We start from the raw sequence: 18,558 nt of genomic DNA, 5'->3' as shown, positions 1-18,558 counted from the left end.
AAATGGTAGATTCTAGAGCTGAAGATTTAAAAAAGAGGTACTTAAAGAAGATGTATTCACGATAGAACAGTGAATATAGAAAGAGAGGCTTGGGGTAAAGATGATGAAGGAAAAGAGGATGAATCACTACTTCGCAAACAGATTGAGAAGGGGCTATATACGAAACAATTTCGTAAAATATGATGAAAAAAAGACTTGAAACGATTTGGCAACGTATGTAGTAATTCTCCTTTTACTCTAGCAAGTTGTTCTTTCAAATAGGTAAAGAGAGCGTCCTTTTCTTCTTTCCCACCTCTAAGTGCAATTTCCCAATCGTGATCGGATTCATAAATGGGGAGAAGGTTACATTTTAAAAATTTCTCTTGTGCTTCTGTACATATATTCCACATCATAGCACCTCATTGTAGTTGTTGAAACTAGTATACTATCATTTTTTTAAACAATTGATTTTAATCCTATGGTAAACAGAGTTATCGATGAAGGGACACTATTGTAAAAAGTTGGTTTTTCTAATAGACTAAAATAAAAATAAACTAGGAAATGTTTGGAGGAAAAAATTAAGGCTCATACTCTGTTATTACTTGACTAACATCGTGGAAGAAGAGTAGTTAGAGATTTCTATTTGACACCTTAATTTAAGATTATAGGGAGTATCTGCAACAAATGTGTATTCTTAACTAAAGATGGAATTAATGAAAATCTATTTTGGGGATTAATAATAAAGTTATCTAGCAGCTTAACTATACAAATAATCAAGAATAATAAATGAAAATATCAAATAAGATAGATATAAAAAATACATGCTAGAATCTAGGAGGTATATAGTATGCTAAAAGAAGAGTTAAGGAAACGAGCCTTGTCGATAGTCGAAATTCCAGCTAATTTTCAACCTATCATAGAGGAGTATGCTGGGGGAGAGAATGGAGCAGGTCAGGCAATGTTTTCATGGGCGAATGAAAAAAGAGATAAAGGGGTTATTATCAATCTTGATTTGTCCGGTAATTTGACAAGTTTAACAATTGACATGGGTGATGGTGGAAATTCCAATACGGTTCTTTCAGATGTAGAGGAAAGAAAAGAACGAGCGGAGCAATTTTTACTTAGTCATTACCCTGACGCTTTAAATGATTTAACTTTCTCTGAAATGAGAAAGCTGGATCATGCATATCGCTTTAACTATGAACTGGTCGTCATGGACTTACCACTTAAGTCTACAGGCTGTATTATTGACGTAGACCATATGGGTAATATTGTGAAATTTTCTTATAAAGTTGCGAATCAGATACCCGAAATACCAACAACTTTGATTTCAAAAGAGAAACTAATTGAACACGTAAAAAATAACCTGAATTTTGAGCAAACTATTACAAACCTATATACTATTAATCATAATGTAGCGGATGATGGACTAAGCCTTGTTTATGAACTAGAGCCATCTTCCATGAAGTTCAAAGCAGATGTATTGACCCCAACCTTGAGCATTATACCTGATGAAGATATTCCAGAAACCTACGTTCTACTGCCAGCTCCTTTAAATACAACCACACAAAAAGATTTATCTATTGAAGAGGTCATTGGAATACCAGATGAATTTGGAGTTATTAGGGAAGTAGATATGGGGGAAGAAATAGGCATTGTATGGCGGAACCGGAACTGGAAGATGGAGGAGCAGGACTTATCTTTTGAAGGCTTTTTGAAGAGACATACAGAAGGTACAGTTAAAGCCTTCATATCAAAGAAAACAGGAAAAGTTAGAAGTTTTGTGTGGTTCAATGAACGAAGTGGCGATCTCAGACTTACTCGTGAAGAATGTTTTCAACATGCGACCCGTTTTCTTGAAGGGGTCATTCCAAATTATCATAAATATATACAATTGGTTGTTCGAGAGAATGGGGAAGAGGTGAAAGATACGAGAAAAAAAGAAACATTTTCTTTCCGTATTCATAATGGTAATGGCATACCAGTTCAGTTAGAAAAAGTAGTAGTTACAGTTAATTGTGAAACAGGACAAATTGATCATTATAGTGGGCCGAGCTTTGACATAGAACAATTGAGTCAAATCCCTGCAGAGCCTACAATTTCAAAAGAAGAAGCGAGAGATATATTTTTCAATCATTTGGACTTTGAATTGGCTTGGAACAAAAATTATGGTGGTGAAACAGAATCCTATATTCTTGTCTACCAAGCATGTGACCGGTATTCCAAAACTTCCATTAAGTACATTGATGCTATGACTGGGGTCGTTATTTCAGCAAAAGAAAAATAGCATATGGTGCTAAAATCAATTGCATTCCTTGACAAATAGGGTGTTCAGAGTGATTACTAGTCTACTATTTGTGATGGAGTGATGTGAAAGTTGTAATAGAAATACCATAAAGCCAACAAAAAGCAGCTTTTTTAAGCTGCTTTTCCTTACCCAAAAGTTTTCTTTATTATTAGTTTCTACCGAAGACCCTTTTAATATCGAATCCAGTTTTTATTTTCAGTAATTGTTCTATGTCAACTCTCTTTTCTGAATGTTATGACTTTATATTGCGTTATCCAATAGATTACTGATTATTCTAAAAATATCATAACGATTGAGGTTTCACTGTGATTATAATTGCTTATACATCAACATATTCTATATTCATAGAATGACCAAAGAATTTATTAAAGAACGTAGCTTGTTCAAAATAATGTTTTGTATAATCTTTGTTTTCATTCAATTGAAATAAACATATTGCTACTTGAAAGAAGAGGTTGCCTAGAATAGACATGTCTTCAATTTTTTTAGAGAAATTAATTCCTTTGTTCGCGATGTCTATTGCTAAGCGATATTCTTCGATTTCTGTGTATAACTTCGATAAGTTGTAATAAATTATTAATTTAAATTTGTGATATTCATATATTTCAATATCATATTCTAGTAATTCCTGATAGATTTTCTTTGCTTTTTCCTCTTGTTTATTTTCTGCTAACACGTTTGCAATAACATTTTTGATACGTAAGTCTTGGAATAAAGGAATTTCTTTTGTTTGCTGATTAGTTAATTGATTTAGTTGTTCGACACATTTTTTCCATGAAATTTTGCCGAGGTATTGAGCAGAGCGCCAGTATTGCCAGTTAATATATTGAATATACTTTTGAGAAAACAAACTAGAGTTTAGAATTTTTCTCTCTCTTAAAGTTAACTCGAAAATGTCATCATATTTTTTTTCTTTAATTAACTTTTCGATTAACATAATCGTGTCACTTGTATACATATTTTGCTCTTTCTCCAGTATATGAAAGAAGTAATCAACAGTAACTCCTAGGCGTGAAGCAATATAATACATAATGTCAATTCTAGGAGAGGCTTTTCCTTTTTCTAAATAACTAATCGTCGTTTGACAACAAATCCCACTAGCAAGTTCTTTTTGTGTAATATTCCTTTCTTTGCGGATTTTCTTTATGATTGCCCCTAAATCCTCATTACTTATCAAAATATCACCCCACCAAAAAATATGAAAAAATTCTTATTTTTTATAAAAAAGGCAGCTATAACTAGTATTCTCTCCCTAACTAATGTTATATAAGCTCATATCATAGGAGGTTAGATTTCGTTTATTGGAAAATATTTATTACTATTATATCAAAATATAACAAATATTGGAGGTGGCGAAACGTAGGAGTTTACCAATAATTATCCCCCTAACTTTATCAGCTACTCTTTTCAACTACCATTCCTGGCAGTACTAACAATATTTAAATGTAACTCTTAACTATTCAAGCGCTTAATCGGATTAATAGAGATTATTTGTAATATATAAAATTATATGAAAGTGTAAGTGAGGTGTAGAGGTTTTGATGCTGGAAATAGTAGATATTAAGAAAAAATACAGGAAAAAAGAAGTATTAAAAGGTGTTTCCTTTACAGTTGAAAAAGGTGACTTTTTAGCAATCATCGGTAAAAACGGTGTAGGCAAAACTACACTTACAAATATTATTTGTAAACTTGTTAATCAAGATAGTGGAAACATAACTTACGGATTTAATGAGAATGAAATATACACAAAAATTGGTGTTCAAACTCAATCAGGTGACTTTGACGATCGTTTAAAAGTAGATGATATGTGTACACTTTGGAGAAAAATATATAAGGTAGAAAAGTCCGTAGTCGAGGCATTACTCGAAAGGTTGGACTTAACAGAAGTCAGAAAGCAATACATTAAAACACTTTCAGGTGGGCAAAAACAAAAATTAAACATTTTATTAAGTTTATTAAATGATCCAGAGCTTTTAATATTGGATGAGCTAACGACCTCACTTGATGCAATTAGCAGATATGAAATGAGGAAATATTTAAAGCAACTGAATGAGCAAGGTAAAACAATTATTATGATTAGTCACTATATGGATGAGGTGGAGGATCTTTGTAATAAAGTCGTTGTGTTAAAGGATGGAAAAGTTGAACAAACGACTACCCCAAAAGCTTTACTAGGTAACAAATATAATAGCTTACAAGATTATTTTGTAGAGTGTGTTTAAATGGGAGGAAAATATGAATACAGTTAATGCTCTATTTCAATTAGAAGTAAAAAAGCTGCTAAGGACATGGATTATTTTGGGGTTTGGGGTCATTGCTCCAATTATATTTCTTGTCATGCAAACAGAGGTTAGTAATAATTCTATAGAAATATACGGTATGGAAATTGCGCCAATTGATTTTGTATTTCCGATGTTTGCGTTTCTAAGTGTAGTCGTACTTGCAATTGGTAACGTTGGAATTGGCTTTTCTTATATGAGAAGTATATACTTCTTTAGAAGATTAAGACTAGCATCAGTTAAAAGCACCCACTTTATTTTTGCCAACTTTCTTGTACAGTTATTATGTGCTATTTTCACCGTTGTATTATTAGTAGTTGTTGCGGCGACTAGATACTCATTAACTTTAGAAGGAAAAAGCTATCTTACATTTGGATCTCTATTGTTACTTTCCTTTATCATGTGTTACTTTATTGGTGTATTTATAGGGAACTTAACAACAGACCCGAAAACCTCCCAAACTTTATCAATGATCATTTATTTTGTTATTATTTTTTTTGGTGGGGTAACATACCCAATTGAATTAATGCCAGATTTTATGCAAAAAGTTGCTTACATACTTCCGACAACACATGCTGTGAAAATACTTCAAATCTCTTGGAATGGCGGAGATATATGGCAGTCATATCATTTAGTATTTGTTTTGGCAATTACAATCATCGCAGGAATATTGTCGTTGCGGTTTTTTAAATATGATTAATTGCTGGAACGAATAGAGAAGGATAGTAACCAATCTATAGAGATGTCATAAATAGAAAACATATTGAAGTTGTTTTTAGAAAAGCAAAACAACAACTTTATACTATAAATCAGGTCATAGGAATTAAAACATGTTCATAAGGACACCGGCAAACGTTCTTCAAATAAAAAGATTTGAAGGTTTAATTTAAACAGTTTATTTGAGGTAGGAAGTATATACTTTTTTGAGGGAAGTTAACCTCCTCTTTTTTGTGAATTAGTATCATCTTCTTGCAATAACATGTAAACTCCAACAGTTATTATCTGCTTTGGATTAGAAGGAAAATATCAACCTTAGTGGATGGACATCCTCTTAGCGTTATTCTTTTTACAAGGCTCTTTTCGTTAAATTTGTTGCTATTGTTCCTAACTGGGAACATAAAGGTGTTGTTATACAGTCATCGGTTTAAAAAAAGAAAAATGCCACGATAGCTAGTTGTATTCGTTTTGAACGAAAAACAATAGTTTTTGCGAAAGCAGCTTTTTACAAAAGTCGATTATCATATAAAACCCCTCCTATTATGTTTTGTATTGAAAAAAAGAACTAGATAGATGTAACATTAGCAATAATAAGGAGGGGTTATATGATATTGGAAGCGGTTATGCTACAAGTTAGGAAAGGTATGGAGGAGGAGTATGAGGAGGCTTTTCGTCAGGCATCAGAAATCATTTCCTCAATGAAAGGGTACATTAATCACGAATTACAGCGTTGTATAGAAGTAGAAGGAAAGTATCTACTATTAGTGAAATGGGAAACGTTAGAAGACCATACGGTTGGCTTTAGGCAATCAAAAGAGTACCAGGAATGGAAAAAGAAATTGCATCATTTCTATGATCCATTTCCAACAGTTGAGCATTTTAACAAAGTTCCTTTATCATAAATCTCTGCTCTAAAAACATTTCACTACATATTAATTACTTAGTGGAGAATGCTCTAAAATAACTTTTTTACAATGTGTAATATCTTAGAGGTTTGACAGGTACAGTTTATATCCTACCTATGACCAGAAGCTACCGAAATTGACATTAATGAAATTTCACATCTAATGTATGTAAAATAGTATAATTAAGAAGAGGCTGGGACATAAGTGGAAAACTAACTGGTTTTTATACATTAAGCAAAAATAAAACCGCACGAAATCAAGGTTTATAAATATGATTTCGTGCGGTTTTTTCATTTTAATTGGGTTTTGTCCCAGCCTCTTCAAGCTATCCGAACTATTTAGATCTATCCGCAGCCAAAAACTCCTCTTTCAATATAGAATACATTTTTAAATCTTGGTGTTTGCCTTTTGCGAGCATTCCTTTTCGAATGATGCCTTCAAAGGTCATGCCTAATTTTTGCATTACTCGTTCTGAACCGATGTTTTCTATGAAGCATCTTGCTTGAATACGGACTAAATCCATATGGTTAAAACCGAATGTTATAATTTCTTTTGCAGCTTCAGTTACTATGCCTTTTCCCCAATACGCTGGAGAAAGGACATAGCCAACCTCAGCTCGATTATGGTTTGGTTGCCATAAAATAAAATCTGCCGTTCCGATTAATTTACCGTCTTCCTTATATTCGATACCCCAAGGAGCTACATTTTTATTTTCATATTGGCATAGTGCAAAGTCTACAAATGCTTTAGTGTCAGATAATGTTTTATGTGCGTCCCAAGTCACGTATTTAGCTACTTCTTCATTAAAACCGTATGAATAAATGTCATCAACATCATCTAGTGTGATTTTTCTCAGAATAAGACGCTCTGTCTCCAATGTTGGTAAATCACCGTATATTTCTTCAATTTCCATAAGCTCACCTCCAAATCATATGAAATATGATCTAATATTTTGTTTGCAGAATCACCAGAAAATTTAATAAATAATAATTATTTGTAAGATTATATATTATATTTTTTAAGGTGTCTATGGATTAAATAACAATTAACAGTGCTACAGGTTGTTTACACTTCTAATTGTTAATTATGGATGGACATGTAAATGCTAGGATGAACGTATGGGTAGAAACTATGAGAAGTTATAAAGATAAATTGGCGAAGTGTGGTTTTTTACTAAAATAGCTATTATGAAAGAAACAGGGATTCTTAAACAGCCTGTTTCTTTCCTTTGAGGAATAGGATAAGGAAATATAGTATTTATTTCTTCTAAAAATACCAATAAAGAAACAGTTTTTTTGAGGTAAAGGATTAGGAATTCTATATTTTTTAGTGATGAAGTGACTACTAATAGTACAATAATACAGTTATGATACTATATGGGTATGTGACATGATATATAAATGAAATTATGGAGGTGATTTTATGATGGATGTTAATTTAGGCGACTTAATATTTCAATTATTTACTTTTGGAAGTCTAATATTAGCTATCATTCTAATTGTGCTATTCATTCGTTCTATTTCAAAACGAAGAAATCAACTTGATAGTATAGAGAAGAAGGTAGATGCCATAAATGAACGTATAAATAAAAATAACGATTAACATGAGTCTACATAATAGTTATATTTCTAGTTTGTTGTTATCAAATAGGGAGGAAGCGATGAAGAAGAACATTCATGTGGTTGGAGCTGTAATTATTAAAGATGAGAAAATTCTGTGTGCACAAAGAGGTAAAGGAAGAGTTTTACCCTTCAAATGGGAGTTTCCGGGTGGGAAAATAGAAGAAGGGGAATCACCTCAACAAGCATTGAAACGAGAAATTTATGAAGAATTGCAATGTGAGATAGAGGTAGGAGATCAAATTGAACTTACTGTGCATGAATATGATTTTGGCATTGTTCATTTAAGGACTTTTTATTGTAAGTTGGTTGAAGGGGAGCCAATTTTAACTGAGCATGTAATAATAAAATGGTTACACTGTGACGAGTTAGAGAATTTAGACTGGGCTCCAGCAGATCTTCCTACAATTGAAAAACTAACAAGTACAGCTCAGTTAGAATATTAACAACGGATTAGCACTTTTCTAGAATGTTTGTGCTTTAGGGGGTTACATACTTTGTCGGCAATCATTATTATTGCAATTATATTTTTCTATTTTTTTAGACCTAAAGAGATCTTTCCTACAAATCACAGGATTGATTATGACCAGGTTGCTGAATTTTTGAAACGCCATAACGAACATACTAATGCTCATTTAATATTTTTAAAGGATAAGAGCGTGTTCTGGGCACAAGAAGGCAATGCAATCATTTCTTATAAAAAAATTATGAATAAATTAGTCGTTTTAGGTGACCCAATTGGAAAGAATGAATATATTAAAGATGCTCTTCTAGAATTTGAACAATTTGCTCATCGTTATGGATGTAAGCCTGTTTTTTACCAAATTAGTTGTAAATACTTATCTTTGTACGAATTTGAGAAGTATCAATTTGTAAAATTAGGGGAAGAAGCCGTAGTTGATCTTGTAGGTTATTCATTGGTAGGAAAAAAGGGTGCAAAGCTACGTTCAAGCAGGAATAAATTTCAACGACAAGGCTATAGTTTTACGGTAACTGCCCCACCTTTCTCAAATGACTTTCTTGCAGAATTAGAAAGTGTCTCAAATTCATGGCTTGGAGATCGTAAGGAAAAAGGCTTTTCTGTAGGATTTTATAGTAATAAATATGTTTCTCACTTTCCTGTAGCGACCATAAGAGATGAAGATGAGCGAGTAATTGCTTTTGCTACTTTAGCTTCTACTAACAGTGAAGAAAAGCATGGTATTATAATCGATTTAATGCGTTATTACCCAACTTGTCCGAACGGGACGATGGATGTATTATTTACATCGATATTTTACTGGGGGCACGAGCAAGGTTATCAATCTTGTAGTCTAGGAATGTCACCACTTGCTAATGTAGGGAATACAAAGGATGCAAAAACTATTGAAAAAATATCGAAGCTAGTTTTCAATTCTAATAAGTTTTCCTATCGATTTAAAGGTTTAATGGAATTTAAAGCGAAATTCACACATACATGGAACGGGAAATATTTAGCTTATAAAAAAACATTCTTACCAATCGTGATCATTCAACTTATATTGTTAATTCGTACAAATAAGATAGAGAAAGAATTGCCCTATGCAAGTAACAAATTAGGCAGAAGGATTGTAGGGTAAAAAGCTTGTTTTTCTAAGGCTGTTTTCGCATTGATTGTTACTTTTCGTTCAAAGATATAGGCACGTATACATCTAGCGTTCGTGGCATCTTTTCTACTTATACAATTATTGAGCTCTCATAAAAATCGTAATATAATCCATTTTTCAAAAAAATAGTAACAAAGTTAACGAAAAGAGTCCTTTCTAATACCGAAAGCCTTCTCAAGTGAGTTTGTTGTACTTGGCAGAAAAATTTTAGTATCGTGTCCAATTTTAGTGAGTATATGCTGTGATATTTCAAAAATCATAATAAGGGTTTGTTAAAATAAAAGCCTAAATTCTCGTTATTAACATGAGAGTTTAGGTCGGATTTTTTATCTATATATGTAATGGCTGGAGTACTTTTGTTTTAGCGAAAACTGGTTTATGATAGTAGTGCATTATAATATACTCATCATAATATACAAAAATAGGAAGTTATAACATTCACTATTCAACATATAAAACGTTCATGCTAGGTAGTTCTAAACAATTAAGTCTGCGACCGTAAGCGCATCCACCATCAATTCCGATAATGTTATTTTTGCCAAAAAAAACATCAGGACGCTTATGTAAATAGTTTGTAGGTGTGTGTCCGAAGATTACGGTTTTGTCCCCTGTATAGCCCTGATGAAATTCTTCTCGAATCCACACTAATGTGTATGGATCTGTATCATGTATAGGTGTTTCGGGATGAACTCCAGCATGTACAAAAATATAGTCTTCAGTTTCATAATAATAGGGAAGGTCCTTTAAAAACTCAATGTGTGGGTGAATTTCATCATTGATTGCTATAGGATCTGGGAATTCAGCCGTTGTATACCAATATTTAGCATCATCTCTTTTGATCTCATACCCATAATTTTGAAGCGTCTTAATACCCCCGTTGTAATACCATCTTTTTAGGTTCATTGGATCATCTTGGTTAGCAAATGCATCTATCATCATCTTGTCATGGTTACCAAGTAAAGCAATGGCACCGTCATTCTTCAATTGAATAATTTTATCAATGACTGCTCTTGAATGTGGACCTCTATCGACATAATCTCCTAATAAAAGTAATTGATCTTGTTCTTTATTATATTTAACTAATGTTAAAAGTCTCTCAAACTTTTCTATATCTCCATGAATATCACTTACAGCAAGCATGCGCTTCAATTTAGTCACGTCCTGTCTCTTTCCTTTTAGCTGTTTTCACATTGATTGTTGTTTTTCGTTTAACGATTAACTACGTACACAACCCAATTATGTGGCGTTTTTCCCTTATAATAAGTTAGCTGTTACGTAAAACGATAGTTATTTCTTTTGCATATAGGAACAATGGCAACAAAGTTTTTCAAAAGTAGGATTTCTTTTTCACTACCTACGTATATTTTACCATATTTTTCATCTTAACGTCTGTTGAAAATGGAGGAGCTACATTCTTTAATACAATAATGTGATGGGGGTAGGTAGCCCAATGCTTAATATCACTGGGCTACTGACCTCCTATATGACATTTATCATAGTTTGTATATGATACCTGCTACTAACATTATTATTTCATTGCTCTATAATATAAATTATCTACGTTACGGAAGGGAATTCGACGGATATGACCTTACAAAAGAGCATGAAAAATTTGAGAAAACAAGTTTCTCCTTTTGAGAAGTCGACTACAGCAAAAAGTGTGTGGCAGATAATAAATACAATCGGACCATTTTTTATCTTATGGTACCTTGCATATATAAGTCTTTCAGTATCTTATTTGTTAGCACTCGTTCCTATTGTGCTAGCTGCTGGATTTTTAGTAAGGGTTTTCATTATTTTCCATGATTGTACACACCATTCGTTTTTTAAAAATCGACGTGTCAATCGCTTGGTTGGGACAATCACAGGAGTCATCACGTTATTTCCGTTTGATAAATGGGGGCATGAGCATTCCGTTCATCACGCTACAAGTGGTAATTTAGACAAACGTGGGACAGGGGATATATGGACCCTTACAATAGATGAATATGTAGCAGCACCATTTAGAACTCGTTTAGCTTATCGTCTATTTAGAAATCCGTTCGTTATGTTTATATTAGGTCCAATTTACGTTTTCTTTTTGACAAATAGATTTAACCGCAAGGGTGCGAAAAAGAAAGAGCGCATGAATACTTATTTAACAAATGTTCTTATCGCTGCTCTGATAGGATTGTTATGCTGGGGAATAGGCTGGCAATCATTTCTAATCATACATGGTTCCATTTTCATGATCTCAGGTTCAGCAGGTATATGGCTCTTTTATGTACAACATACATTTGAACAATCGTATTTTGAAAAAGATCAAGAATGGGAATATGTACTTGCAGCAGTAGAGGGCAGCTCATTTTATAAACTACCAAAAATTTTACAATTCCTTACTGGTAATATTGGCTACCATCACGTGCACCATCTAAGTCCAAGAGTACCAAACTATGAATTAGAGAAGGCACACAACAATACTAAGCCTTTAGAAAATGTACCAACAATAACAATGGCGAAAAGTTTACAGTCTTTAAAGTATCGTTTATGGGATGAACAAGGTAAGGATTTTGTTACTTTCAAAGAAGCAAAACAGTTATTGAAAAAAAGCATGGCTGTTCAAGTAAAACCTGAACATTAAGTCTCGTCGGTCTAAATGTAAAAGCATGTTAATAAACGATGAAATTCAGAATGGCTCTTTTCTAAACTTTGTTGCCGCGGTTTCTAAAATACAAGAAAAGATGCCCCAAAACTTGGCTTTATGCGTGTTTATTTATTGTACGAAAAGTAACGCGAAAACAGCCTTAGTAATAAATATAGCACTCAACAAGCGCTCGGAAATTTTTCCGAGCGCTTTTCTTTTTTTAAGGCTCGTTTTGTTAACATTGTTGTACAAAATAAAAGATGCCAAGAATTCTAGTTGTGTACGTGTTTACTTCCTAATACGAAAAACAACCCATTACATGCTAAAAGAAGTATGGTTTTAGGAGCTGTTGTTCACTTTTTTGTATTTTAATTATGGGAGTTGATAGCACTACACGTAATATTTATCCGACTTATGCTCTTGCTAAAAAATTACGATCGGTGAATTTTATTAATCGAATTGAAGTTGTGGTAGCTGGTGTTTAAGCGCTATAAAACATTGAACAGGTAGTGTAGACGTTGTATAAAAAGGAATTACCATTAAAACAACGAATTATTACATAAGTTCTTTTAGTGGAGGATATCTAGGTGTTATTTCAAAACAACAAGTTAATAGTTCGTCAACTAGAATTAAAAGATAATATATTATTAGCTAAATGGCTTTCTAACCCTATCGTTCTCAAATATTATGAAGGCAGAGATAACCCATTTAATGTTGAAAAAGTAAATATGGAGTTTTATAACAGACTGAACGGTGTAACAGGTTGTATCGTTGAGTATGAAGGAGTTGAGATTGGCTACATTCAATTTTATGAATTAGATGATGCAACAAGAAAAGCTTACGATTATGTGAAAATTCCTGAACGTGTATACGGTATCGATCAGTTTATTGGAGAAGTAGAATATTGGAATAAAGGTATTGGTACGCTTCTCGTACGGTCTATGGTGAAGTTTTTATGTGAAAAAAAGCAAGCAGATAGAGTAGTAATGGATCCTCAAACGTGGAATGACAGAGCCATTCGCTGTTATGAAAAGTGTGGTTTTAACAAAGTGAAAATGTTACCTAAACATGAATTCCATGAAGGCGAGCATCGAGACTGCTGGCTAATTGAATATAAGCATGATTAATATTAGTAGGCTCTTTTCATTAACTGTAGTGCTATTTTTAGTAAAGGCTCATTTCATAGACTCTGTTGCTATTGTTATCGAATGAGTACCATAAAAAGTGGTTTTACATGTCAATCATCGTTGTACAGAAGAAAAGATGAATGCTAGAGTATGTGTGTTTATATCTAATGACGAAATACCACAATCAATGTGAAAACAGCCTATTATTAAGGGCCATTTATGTGTTTTCAGTGTCGTTATAATGACTCAATTAAAAACAGCGAAGGGTAGTTAAATAAGATTGTGGTCTTATAGATGGAAGTGAAGATGTTTCAAAATCTAAAGGTCGGGGTATTTGTAGCATCTGGGAGAAAAAGAGTATAACATGTTAGACGAATAATATTGCAATAGAATTTAATAAATGCGATCGCAAACGGAGGAAGGACATGTCTATTACTTATCTAGGTATTTTAGCAGGTATATTAACGAGTTGTGCATTTATTCCACAGGCTATTAAAGTATTGGTAACAAATAGAACACAAGATATATCAATTTTAATGTACAGTTCTTTTACTTTGGGAGTGTTTATTTGGGCAATATATGGTTTCATCATAGGAGATTTAGCAATTATATTAACAAACATTGTCACGTTCATTCCAGCTGTACTCATTTTAGTACTTACGGTTAAGAATAACCGTAAGAAAACTAGCAACTAATTGTAAATAATAGTGCGGTTATTTTTTATCCCAAGATGATTTTGCTGAGTAGCAGCAAAGTTAACGAAAAAAGCCAAAAAAAAATAAAGATGGGAGCAGTTGTAATGAGTGAAATGAATCCTTTACTGGAAGCTTATAAAGAAACAACATATCAAATAGCAGGTCATAGCAAACGAGATATCCGAGTTTTAAAGGAATCTTTTAAAGATATTGCCGAAGGGCTTGAGAGTGATATTTATGGTAAGGGTAAAATAATTGAAAATTTCGAAGTGAAAATGGCAGAGTTTTTAGGGAAAGAATCAGCTGTGTTTTTTCCAAGTGGAACGATGGCACAGCAGATCGCATTAAGAATATGGTGTGAACATAAAGGACTAAAAAAAGTTGGTTATCATCCATTATGTCATTTAGAAATTCATGAAGAGGATGGGTTGAAAGAATTACACCATATTGAACCTGTGTTATTAGCGGATAAAGATAGACTCATTACTTTGGAGGATATTGTAAGTATTGATGAGGATGTGGCTTGCATATTATTAGAGCTACCTCAACGTGAGATTGGGGGGCAATTGCCAGATTATAAAACACTAAAATCTATTTCTCTATACTGTAGAGATAAGGGGATTAAGCTACATTTGGACGGAGCTAGATTATTTGAAATTCTTCCGTACTACGAGAAGACTGCAGCTGAAGTTTGTAGCCTTTTTGATAGTGTTTATGTGTCTCTTTATAAAGGGATTGGTGGGATTGCTGGAGCGATTCTTGCTGGTGATAACAAATTTACTGATGATTCGAAAGTCTGGAAAAGACGTCACGGTGGTGACTTAATTAGCTTATATCCTTATATCATTAGTGCTGATTATTATTTTAATGAACGGATACATAGAATGGGAGAGTATTTTGATGCCACAAAGAAGCTTGCAGGAATGATTAATGAATGCGACTTTATATCAACTAGACCACTCAATCCGGTTTCTAATATGTTCCATGTGCATGTTGATGCGCCAAAAGATGTAATTATACCAATACTAGTCTCAATATATCGTGAGACGCAAGTTGGTTTAACGAGCTATGTAAAAGAGTCACTAAACAATACATGTTATTTCGAGGTAAGCATTGGAGATAGGTATAACAATATACCAGAAGAGAAGGTGGAAAAAGCATTTCGGATGCTTGATGAACAAAGTCAGACTGTACAAGGTTAGAATTAGTAATTGTCCAGTGAGGGAAGACTCACTAGTCATTTACTTAATGCAGGTTATTTAGTTGTGGCTGATGAACGCTTTCGGGATGCTTACATCTATTGAATGCCGGAAAAAAGTTAGGATGTAAACGCTTCATTCTACAATTGTTTTAAATATCCAATAAATTGTTAAGACTTATGAGCAAATCTATATATAAAAATAATAGGTAGGAGGTATATACTAGAAGCATAGATTTCTAGGAGTGAGTGATTAACATGTCTCAGATTATAAATCACCAACGAAAAGCTTCAGAAGTAAATATTATAAAAAGTTTAGCTTTCTTAGCTGTCGTTTTCCAAAGTTCTTTGATCTTTGCTGTAGATCAAGGAAATATTTCACCAGAAGAGACAGTGATGATTGGTATGTTATTTAACTTCGTAAAATTTTCTGCACCTGTCTTTATTTTCGTAACTGGATTTCACTTAATATATCATCATAAACAGCAAGTGAAGTATGCACCTTACATTACTCAAAAGTGGTCTGAGTTAATAGTGCCATATTTATTTTGGTCGGCTATATATGTGATTTTCTTCACAAACTTTACGAGTACTTCAACTCTTACATTAAGTGAAATGATAAAATCGATATTTACAGGGTCAGCTGCTCCGCATTTATGGTATGTAGTGATGGTGTTTCAATTTCATCTAGTATTTCCGCTGCTCTTTGTGATATTTAAATGGCTGGATAAGAAATTCACATCTGCTAAGCACATTGCTTATACGGTTGGTTGCGTAGCAGTAAGTTATTTATTGCTTATGTGGTTGTCATCTCGATTTATATTTAATGGTAATTTGTTAACAGACGTGGCGTGGTTAAAGTATACAGACAGAAGTTTGTTATTCTATTCTTTTTATTTCTTCCTAGGTGGATTAGTTGCATTAAAACTGACCGCATGGAGAAAATTTGTTTCAAAATATGTAGCATTAAACACTTTTATTTTTTTAGGTTTATTTATTGTAGTAGGTTATGAATTAGTAGCATTTAATGGTGTTACACAAATAGATTTACAAGCATCAACATATTTAAAGCCATCTATGTTTTTGTATGTCGTTTCTGAAATTATTTTATTATATGGATTGTCTATGATCATTGTTCAAACGAGAACATTTTTATACAAATTGTTAGCATTTATAGGAAAGTTTACTTATGGTTCGTATTTAGCTCATTTGTTTTTCCTTCAACTAGTCGTTACATTTATTGAGAATAATCATATTACAGGCCATTATATTTCTTTAAGTATAGCAATTTTTATTATAACAACAGTTTTATCTATAGGATTTTCTTTTATCTTTAGTCACTTGCCATTTGCAACGTCAATTATCGGACCATTTGAAAAGGTGAATTGGAGTTTGCCCGCATTAATTGGTCAGCTATTACCGAAAGAAAAAGCTGTTTATAGTAAAAGTCTTAAAGGGAGAGACTAGGGGAGAATGCTATTTATTTCATTAATCCTTTAATCGGGTTTTATCTAATCAATAAAAAAAGGGGGGGCTCGCATAGAGCTACCCCCAACCTTGATATATTTTCACTTTCTGATTTTTTTCTATATACTTTTAGGACTAACAGAATCGCATGTTATTTCCCTGTGTTGCACAATTAGCTATCAACCTCTTCCTTTTATTCGAAATTCCAATGCAAACCATTATGCAAAACGCTCTCTTTCTTCATAGTTCTTTTTCTTAAAATCATGTGATATATTTTCAACGTGGTGTCCTAGTTCATGGAACAATACATCTTTTAAAGTTGCTGTTTTCGAATTAATTGTTGCTTTCCGTAACACGAGCTAAACACGAATTTAACAAACGTTCGCGGCATCATTTCTTCGCTAAAGACAAAAAAATTATATCAAACAACCTCAGTTTCTGAAATGTAAGTGAAAGAACAACAAAGTTTACAAAAAGAGCCTTTAAATAAAGGTTAGTAAATTTTTGTTCACTCCAAGCACTATTTCGTAACCCGTTAGAAAACGCTCGGATTTTATGCATAAAAAATTCCCCAAATTATCATAATCATTTATAAGGGTCTTTTATCTAGGCTGTTTTCGCATTGATTGTTGTTTTTCGTTCAAATGTATAGTCATGTATACACCCAGTGTTCGTGGCATCTTTTCTACTTATACAATTAGTGAGCTCTCATAAAGCTCGTCATACTGTCGAATCTTAGTGAAAATAGCAACAAAGTTTACGAAAAGAGCCTTTATTTAAAATGTGATTTTAAGTAATTTAAGGATATGTTTTCATGTTGTAAATTAATGTTAATAGAAAGGAAAAATTTTAGCTCAAGTTTTGTTGACAAACATTTATCCTAATGTTAGGATAAAAACATCCTAAAGATAGGATAAATAATTATAGGATAACTTATACATGATTTAACTCGTTATAAAGAGAAAGCAATAAAGGAGTCACATATTCACGTTGTTCTTGTGTTGATTAATTTATCCCAATGATAAAAGGAGATGAAAATCATGTTTCAAGGAGATGATCAAAGTGAACTTGATCTAAGGTTGTTTCGCGTTTGGATGAAATCCTTTAATACTGTCTTCAAAAACATTAGCTTAGATATAGACAGTTACGGAATTAGTCATGAACAATTTATGATTCTTGAGCTTCTGTATAGTAAAGGTCCACATCCTGTTCAAAAGATTAGCGAAACTTTTTCTATTCCAAGTGGGAGTATCACATATGTTGTAGATAAGCTTGAAAAGAAAGACATGGTCAAAAGAGAACCAATTCCTTCAGATAGAAGAGCGTTCAATGTTACCCTAACAGAAAAAGGAAAGGAATTATTTGATACGATATTTCCGAAACACGTTGAAACAATTTCTCAAAATCTATCGTTTGTTACGAACGATGAGAAACAACAGTTAATTGAATTATTAAAGAAAATTGGTTTCGGTGCACAAAAATTATAAAAAACAAAGGGAGAGTGTAAATATATGAAATGGGTTACTCGTATTATTCAAGGATTACTTGCAGTTGCATTTATTTTATCTGGTGTAATGAAATTTGTAGGTGGTACAGAACAACTTGAAATGATGGCAGGGGGATTCGGGTATGCTGTTGGGTTTATGTACTTTATAGCCGCTTGTGAAATCTTAGGAGGGATTGGGCTAATTGTTGGATACTGGAAATCAACAATTGCTTTACTTGCTTCAACAGGATTAGTCATTCTTATGGGAGGGGCTGTATTTTCACACTTGAATGCGGGCCAAGGTATGGGCGCAGCAATGCCTTCTTTAGTTCTCTTTATTTTAGGATTAGTTGTACTTATCGGTAAGGTGAAAAAATAAATACAATAGAAAACACACGACATAATTAACATGTCGTGTGTTTGTTTATCTAAGGCTATTGTCATTCGAATTTATGCACTATTTTTTTCTCTAATGACTTAAACACATAATATATATCGTTGACTCATACGAAAAGAGCTAAAGAATAGCA

At 32.9% G+C, this 18,558-nt stretch carries 18 protein-coding genes; 14 read left to right on the top strand and 4 right to left on the bottom strand.

Annotated features, from left to right (window positions below):
* Positions 1-56: 56 nt before the first annotated feature.
* The gene (locus SLH48_RS22495; RefSeq protein WP_413785415.1) at positions 57-389 is read right to left on the bottom strand and encodes a DUF4085 family protein; all 333 of its coding nucleotides are present in this window, start codon (positions 387-389) and stop codon (positions 57-59) included.
* Between the two features lie 437 nt (positions 390-826).
* Here SLH48_RS22495 and SLH48_RS12465 point away from each other — a divergent pair, with 437 nt between their 5' ends.
* A complete protein-coding gene (locus SLH48_RS12465; protein WP_320258429.1) occupies positions 827-2,266 on the top strand; it encodes a YcdB/YcdC domain-containing protein in 1,440 nt (479 codons plus the stop codon).
* A 340-nt stretch (positions 2,267-2,606) separates the two neighbouring features.
* Here SLH48_RS12465 and SLH48_RS12460 read toward each other — a convergent pair whose 3' ends face one another.
* The gene (locus SLH48_RS12460) at positions 2,607-3,464 is read right to left on the bottom strand and encodes a helix-turn-helix domain-containing protein (RefSeq protein WP_320258428.1); all 858 of its coding nucleotides are present in this window, start codon (positions 3,462-3,464) and stop codon (positions 2,607-2,609) included.
* 364 nt (positions 3,465-3,828) lie between these two features.
* On the opposite strand from SLH48_RS12460, the gene SLH48_RS12455 reads away from it, so the two are divergent.
* The 3 genes from SLH48_RS12455 to SLH48_RS12445 all read left to right on the top strand — a co-directional run bounded on the left by SLH48_RS12455 (position 3,829) and on the right by SLH48_RS12445 (position 6,185).
* Positions 3,829-4,509 (top strand): ABC transporter ATP-binding protein, encoded by a 681-nt coding sequence (locus tag SLH48_RS12455; protein WP_320258463.1) that lies wholly within the window; start codon positions 3,829-3,831, stop codon positions 4,507-4,509.
* 13 nt (positions 4,510-4,522) lie between these two features.
* Complete coding sequence (locus tag SLH48_RS12450; protein ID WP_320258427.1) at positions 4,523-5,266, top strand: ABC transporter permease; 744 nt, start codon at positions 4,523-4,525, stop codon at positions 5,264-5,266.
* A gap of 622 nt (positions 5,267-5,888) precedes the next feature.
* Positions 5,889-6,185 (top strand): antibiotic biosynthesis monooxygenase, encoded by a 297-nt coding sequence (locus SLH48_RS12445; RefSeq protein ID WP_320258426.1) that lies wholly within the window; start codon positions 5,889-5,891, stop codon positions 6,183-6,185.
* 337 nt (positions 6,186-6,522) lie between these two features.
* Here the strand turns inward: SLH48_RS12445 and SLH48_RS12440 are convergent, their stop codons facing one another.
* Positions 6,523-7,101, bottom strand: a complete 579-nt coding sequence (locus tag SLH48_RS12440; protein ID WP_320258424.1) for a GNAT family protein — start codon at positions 7,099-7,101, stop codon at positions 6,523-6,525.
* A gap of 509 nt (positions 7,102-7,610) precedes the next feature.
* Between SLH48_RS12440 and SLH48_RS12435 the strand changes: the two genes are divergently transcribed.
* The 3 genes from SLH48_RS12435 to SLH48_RS12425 are packed head-to-tail and all read left to right on the top strand — an operon-like array spanning position 7,611 to position 9,405.
* On the top strand, positions 7,611-7,790 hold the full coding sequence (locus SLH48_RS12435) for a DUF4083 family protein (RefSeq protein WP_320258423.1): 180 nt from the start codon (positions 7,611-7,613) through the stop codon (positions 7,788-7,790).
* 58 nt (positions 7,791-7,848) lie between these two features.
* Positions 7,849-8,253 carry a (deoxy)nucleoside triphosphate pyrophosphohydrolase gene (locus tag SLH48_RS12430; RefSeq protein ID WP_320258421.1) on the top strand — a complete coding sequence of 135 codons (405 nt, stop codon included), beginning with the start codon at positions 7,849-7,851 and terminating at the stop codon, positions 8,251-8,253.
* 51 nt (positions 8,254-8,304) lie between these two features.
* On the top strand, positions 8,305-9,405 hold the full coding sequence (locus SLH48_RS12425; protein WP_320258420.1) for a phosphatidylglycerol lysyltransferase domain-containing protein: 1,101 nt from the start codon (positions 8,305-8,307) through the stop codon (positions 9,403-9,405).
* A 468-nt stretch (positions 9,406-9,873) separates the two neighbouring features.
* Here SLH48_RS12425 and SLH48_RS12420 read toward each other — a convergent pair whose 3' ends face one another.
* A complete protein-coding gene (locus SLH48_RS12420) occupies positions 9,874-10,581 on the bottom strand; it encodes a metallophosphoesterase family protein (protein ID WP_320258462.1) in 708 nt (235 codons plus the stop codon).
* Between the two features lie 436 nt (positions 10,582-11,017).
* Here SLH48_RS12420 and SLH48_RS12415 point away from each other — a divergent pair, with 436 nt between their 5' ends.
* The 7 genes from SLH48_RS12415 to SLH48_RS12385 all read left to right on the top strand — a co-directional run bounded on the left by SLH48_RS12415 (position 11,018) and on the right by SLH48_RS12385 (position 18,407).
* Positions 11,018-12,052 (top strand): fatty acid desaturase, encoded by a 1,035-nt coding sequence (locus tag SLH48_RS12415; protein WP_320258419.1) that lies wholly within the window; start codon positions 11,018-11,020, stop codon positions 12,050-12,052.
* Between the two features lie 590 nt (positions 12,053-12,642).
* A complete protein-coding gene (locus SLH48_RS12410; protein WP_320258418.1) occupies positions 12,643-13,182 on the top strand; it encodes a GNAT family N-acetyltransferase in 540 nt (179 codons plus the stop codon).
* Positions 13,183-13,607: 425 nt separating this feature from the next.
* Positions 13,608-13,877 carry a SemiSWEET transporter gene (locus SLH48_RS12405; RefSeq protein WP_214483994.1) on the top strand — a complete coding sequence of 90 codons (270 nt, stop codon included), beginning with the start codon at positions 13,608-13,610 and terminating at the stop codon, positions 13,875-13,877.
* 104 nt (positions 13,878-13,981) lie between these two features.
* Positions 13,982-15,079: a threonine aldolase family protein gene (locus SLH48_RS12400; protein WP_320258417.1), complete on the top strand. Its 1,098-nt coding sequence runs from the start codon at positions 13,982-13,984 to the stop codon at positions 15,077-15,079.
* Positions 15,080-15,333: 254 nt separating this feature from the next.
* Entirely contained in the window at positions 15,334-16,542 is a 1,209-nt protein-coding gene (locus SLH48_RS12395; protein ID WP_320258416.1) for an acyltransferase, read from the top strand.
* A gap of 1,040 nt (positions 16,543-17,582) precedes the next feature.
* Positions 17,583-18,029 (top strand): MarR family winged helix-turn-helix transcriptional regulator, encoded by a 447-nt coding sequence (locus SLH48_RS12390; protein WP_214483996.1) that lies wholly within the window; start codon positions 17,583-17,585, stop codon positions 18,027-18,029.
* A 24-nt stretch (positions 18,030-18,053) separates the two neighbouring features.
* The gene (locus tag SLH48_RS12385) at positions 18,054-18,407 is read left to right on the top strand and encodes a DoxX family protein (protein WP_214483997.1); all 354 of its coding nucleotides are present in this window, start codon (positions 18,054-18,056) and stop codon (positions 18,405-18,407) included.
* The last annotated feature ends 151 nt before the right edge of the window (positions 18,408-18,558 follow it).

This window comes from Cytobacillus sp. IB215316, from assembly GCF_033963865.1.
Taxonomy (GTDB): domain Bacteria; phylum Bacillota; class Bacilli; order Bacillales; family SM2101; genus Nanhaiella; species Nanhaiella sioensis.
This window is presented reverse-complemented; position numbering and strand designations above follow the sequence as displayed.

What these genes read in the sequence shown, in the direction of transcription:
- SLH48_RS22495 (WP_413785415.1), bottom strand. Translation starts at nt 389, where the DNA reads ATGTGGAATATATGTACAGAAGCACAAGAGAAATTTTTAAAATGTAAC.
- SLH48_RS12465 (WP_320258429.1), top strand. Translation starts at nt 827, where the DNA reads ATGCTAAAAGAAGAGTTAAGGAAACGAGCCTTGTCGATAGTCGAAATT.
- SLH48_RS12455 (WP_320258463.1), top strand. Translation starts at nt 3,829, where the DNA reads ATGCTGGAAATAGTAGATATTAAGAAAAAATACAGGAAAAAAGAAGTA.
- SLH48_RS12450 (WP_320258427.1), top strand. Translation starts at nt 4,523, where the DNA reads ATGAATACAGTTAATGCTCTATTTCAATTAGAAGTAAAAAAGCTGCTA.
- SLH48_RS12445 (WP_320258426.1), top strand. Translation starts at nt 5,889, where the DNA reads ATGATATTGGAAGCGGTTATGCTACAAGTTAGGAAAGGTATGGAGGAG.
- SLH48_RS12440 (WP_320258424.1), bottom strand. Translation starts at nt 7,101, where the DNA reads ATGGAAATTGAAGAAATATACGGTGATTTACCAACATTGGAGACAGAG.
- SLH48_RS12435 (WP_320258423.1), top strand. Translation starts at nt 7,611, where the DNA reads ATGATGGATGTTAATTTAGGCGACTTAATATTTCAATTATTTACTTTT.
- SLH48_RS12430 (WP_320258421.1), top strand. Translation starts at nt 7,849, where the DNA reads ATGAAGAAGAACATTCATGTGGTTGGAGCTGTAATTATTAAAGATGAG.
- SLH48_RS12415 (WP_320258419.1), top strand. Translation starts at nt 11,018, where the DNA reads ATGACCTTACAAAAGAGCATGAAAAATTTGAGAAAACAAGTTTCTCCT.
- SLH48_RS12405 (WP_214483994.1), top strand. Translation starts at nt 13,608, where the DNA reads ATGTCTATTACTTATCTAGGTATTTTAGCAGGTATATTAACGAGTTGT.
- SLH48_RS12400 (WP_320258417.1), top strand. Translation starts at nt 13,982, where the DNA reads ATGAGTGAAATGAATCCTTTACTGGAAGCTTATAAAGAAACAACATAT.
- SLH48_RS12395 (WP_320258416.1), top strand. Translation starts at nt 15,334, where the DNA reads ATGTCTCAGATTATAAATCACCAACGAAAAGCTTCAGAAGTAAATATT.
- SLH48_RS12390 (WP_214483996.1), top strand. Translation starts at nt 17,583, where the DNA reads ATGTTTCAAGGAGATGATCAAAGTGAACTTGATCTAAGGTTGTTTCGC.
- SLH48_RS12385 (WP_214483997.1), top strand. Translation starts at nt 18,054, where the DNA reads ATGAAATGGGTTACTCGTATTATTCAAGGATTACTTGCAGTTGCATTT.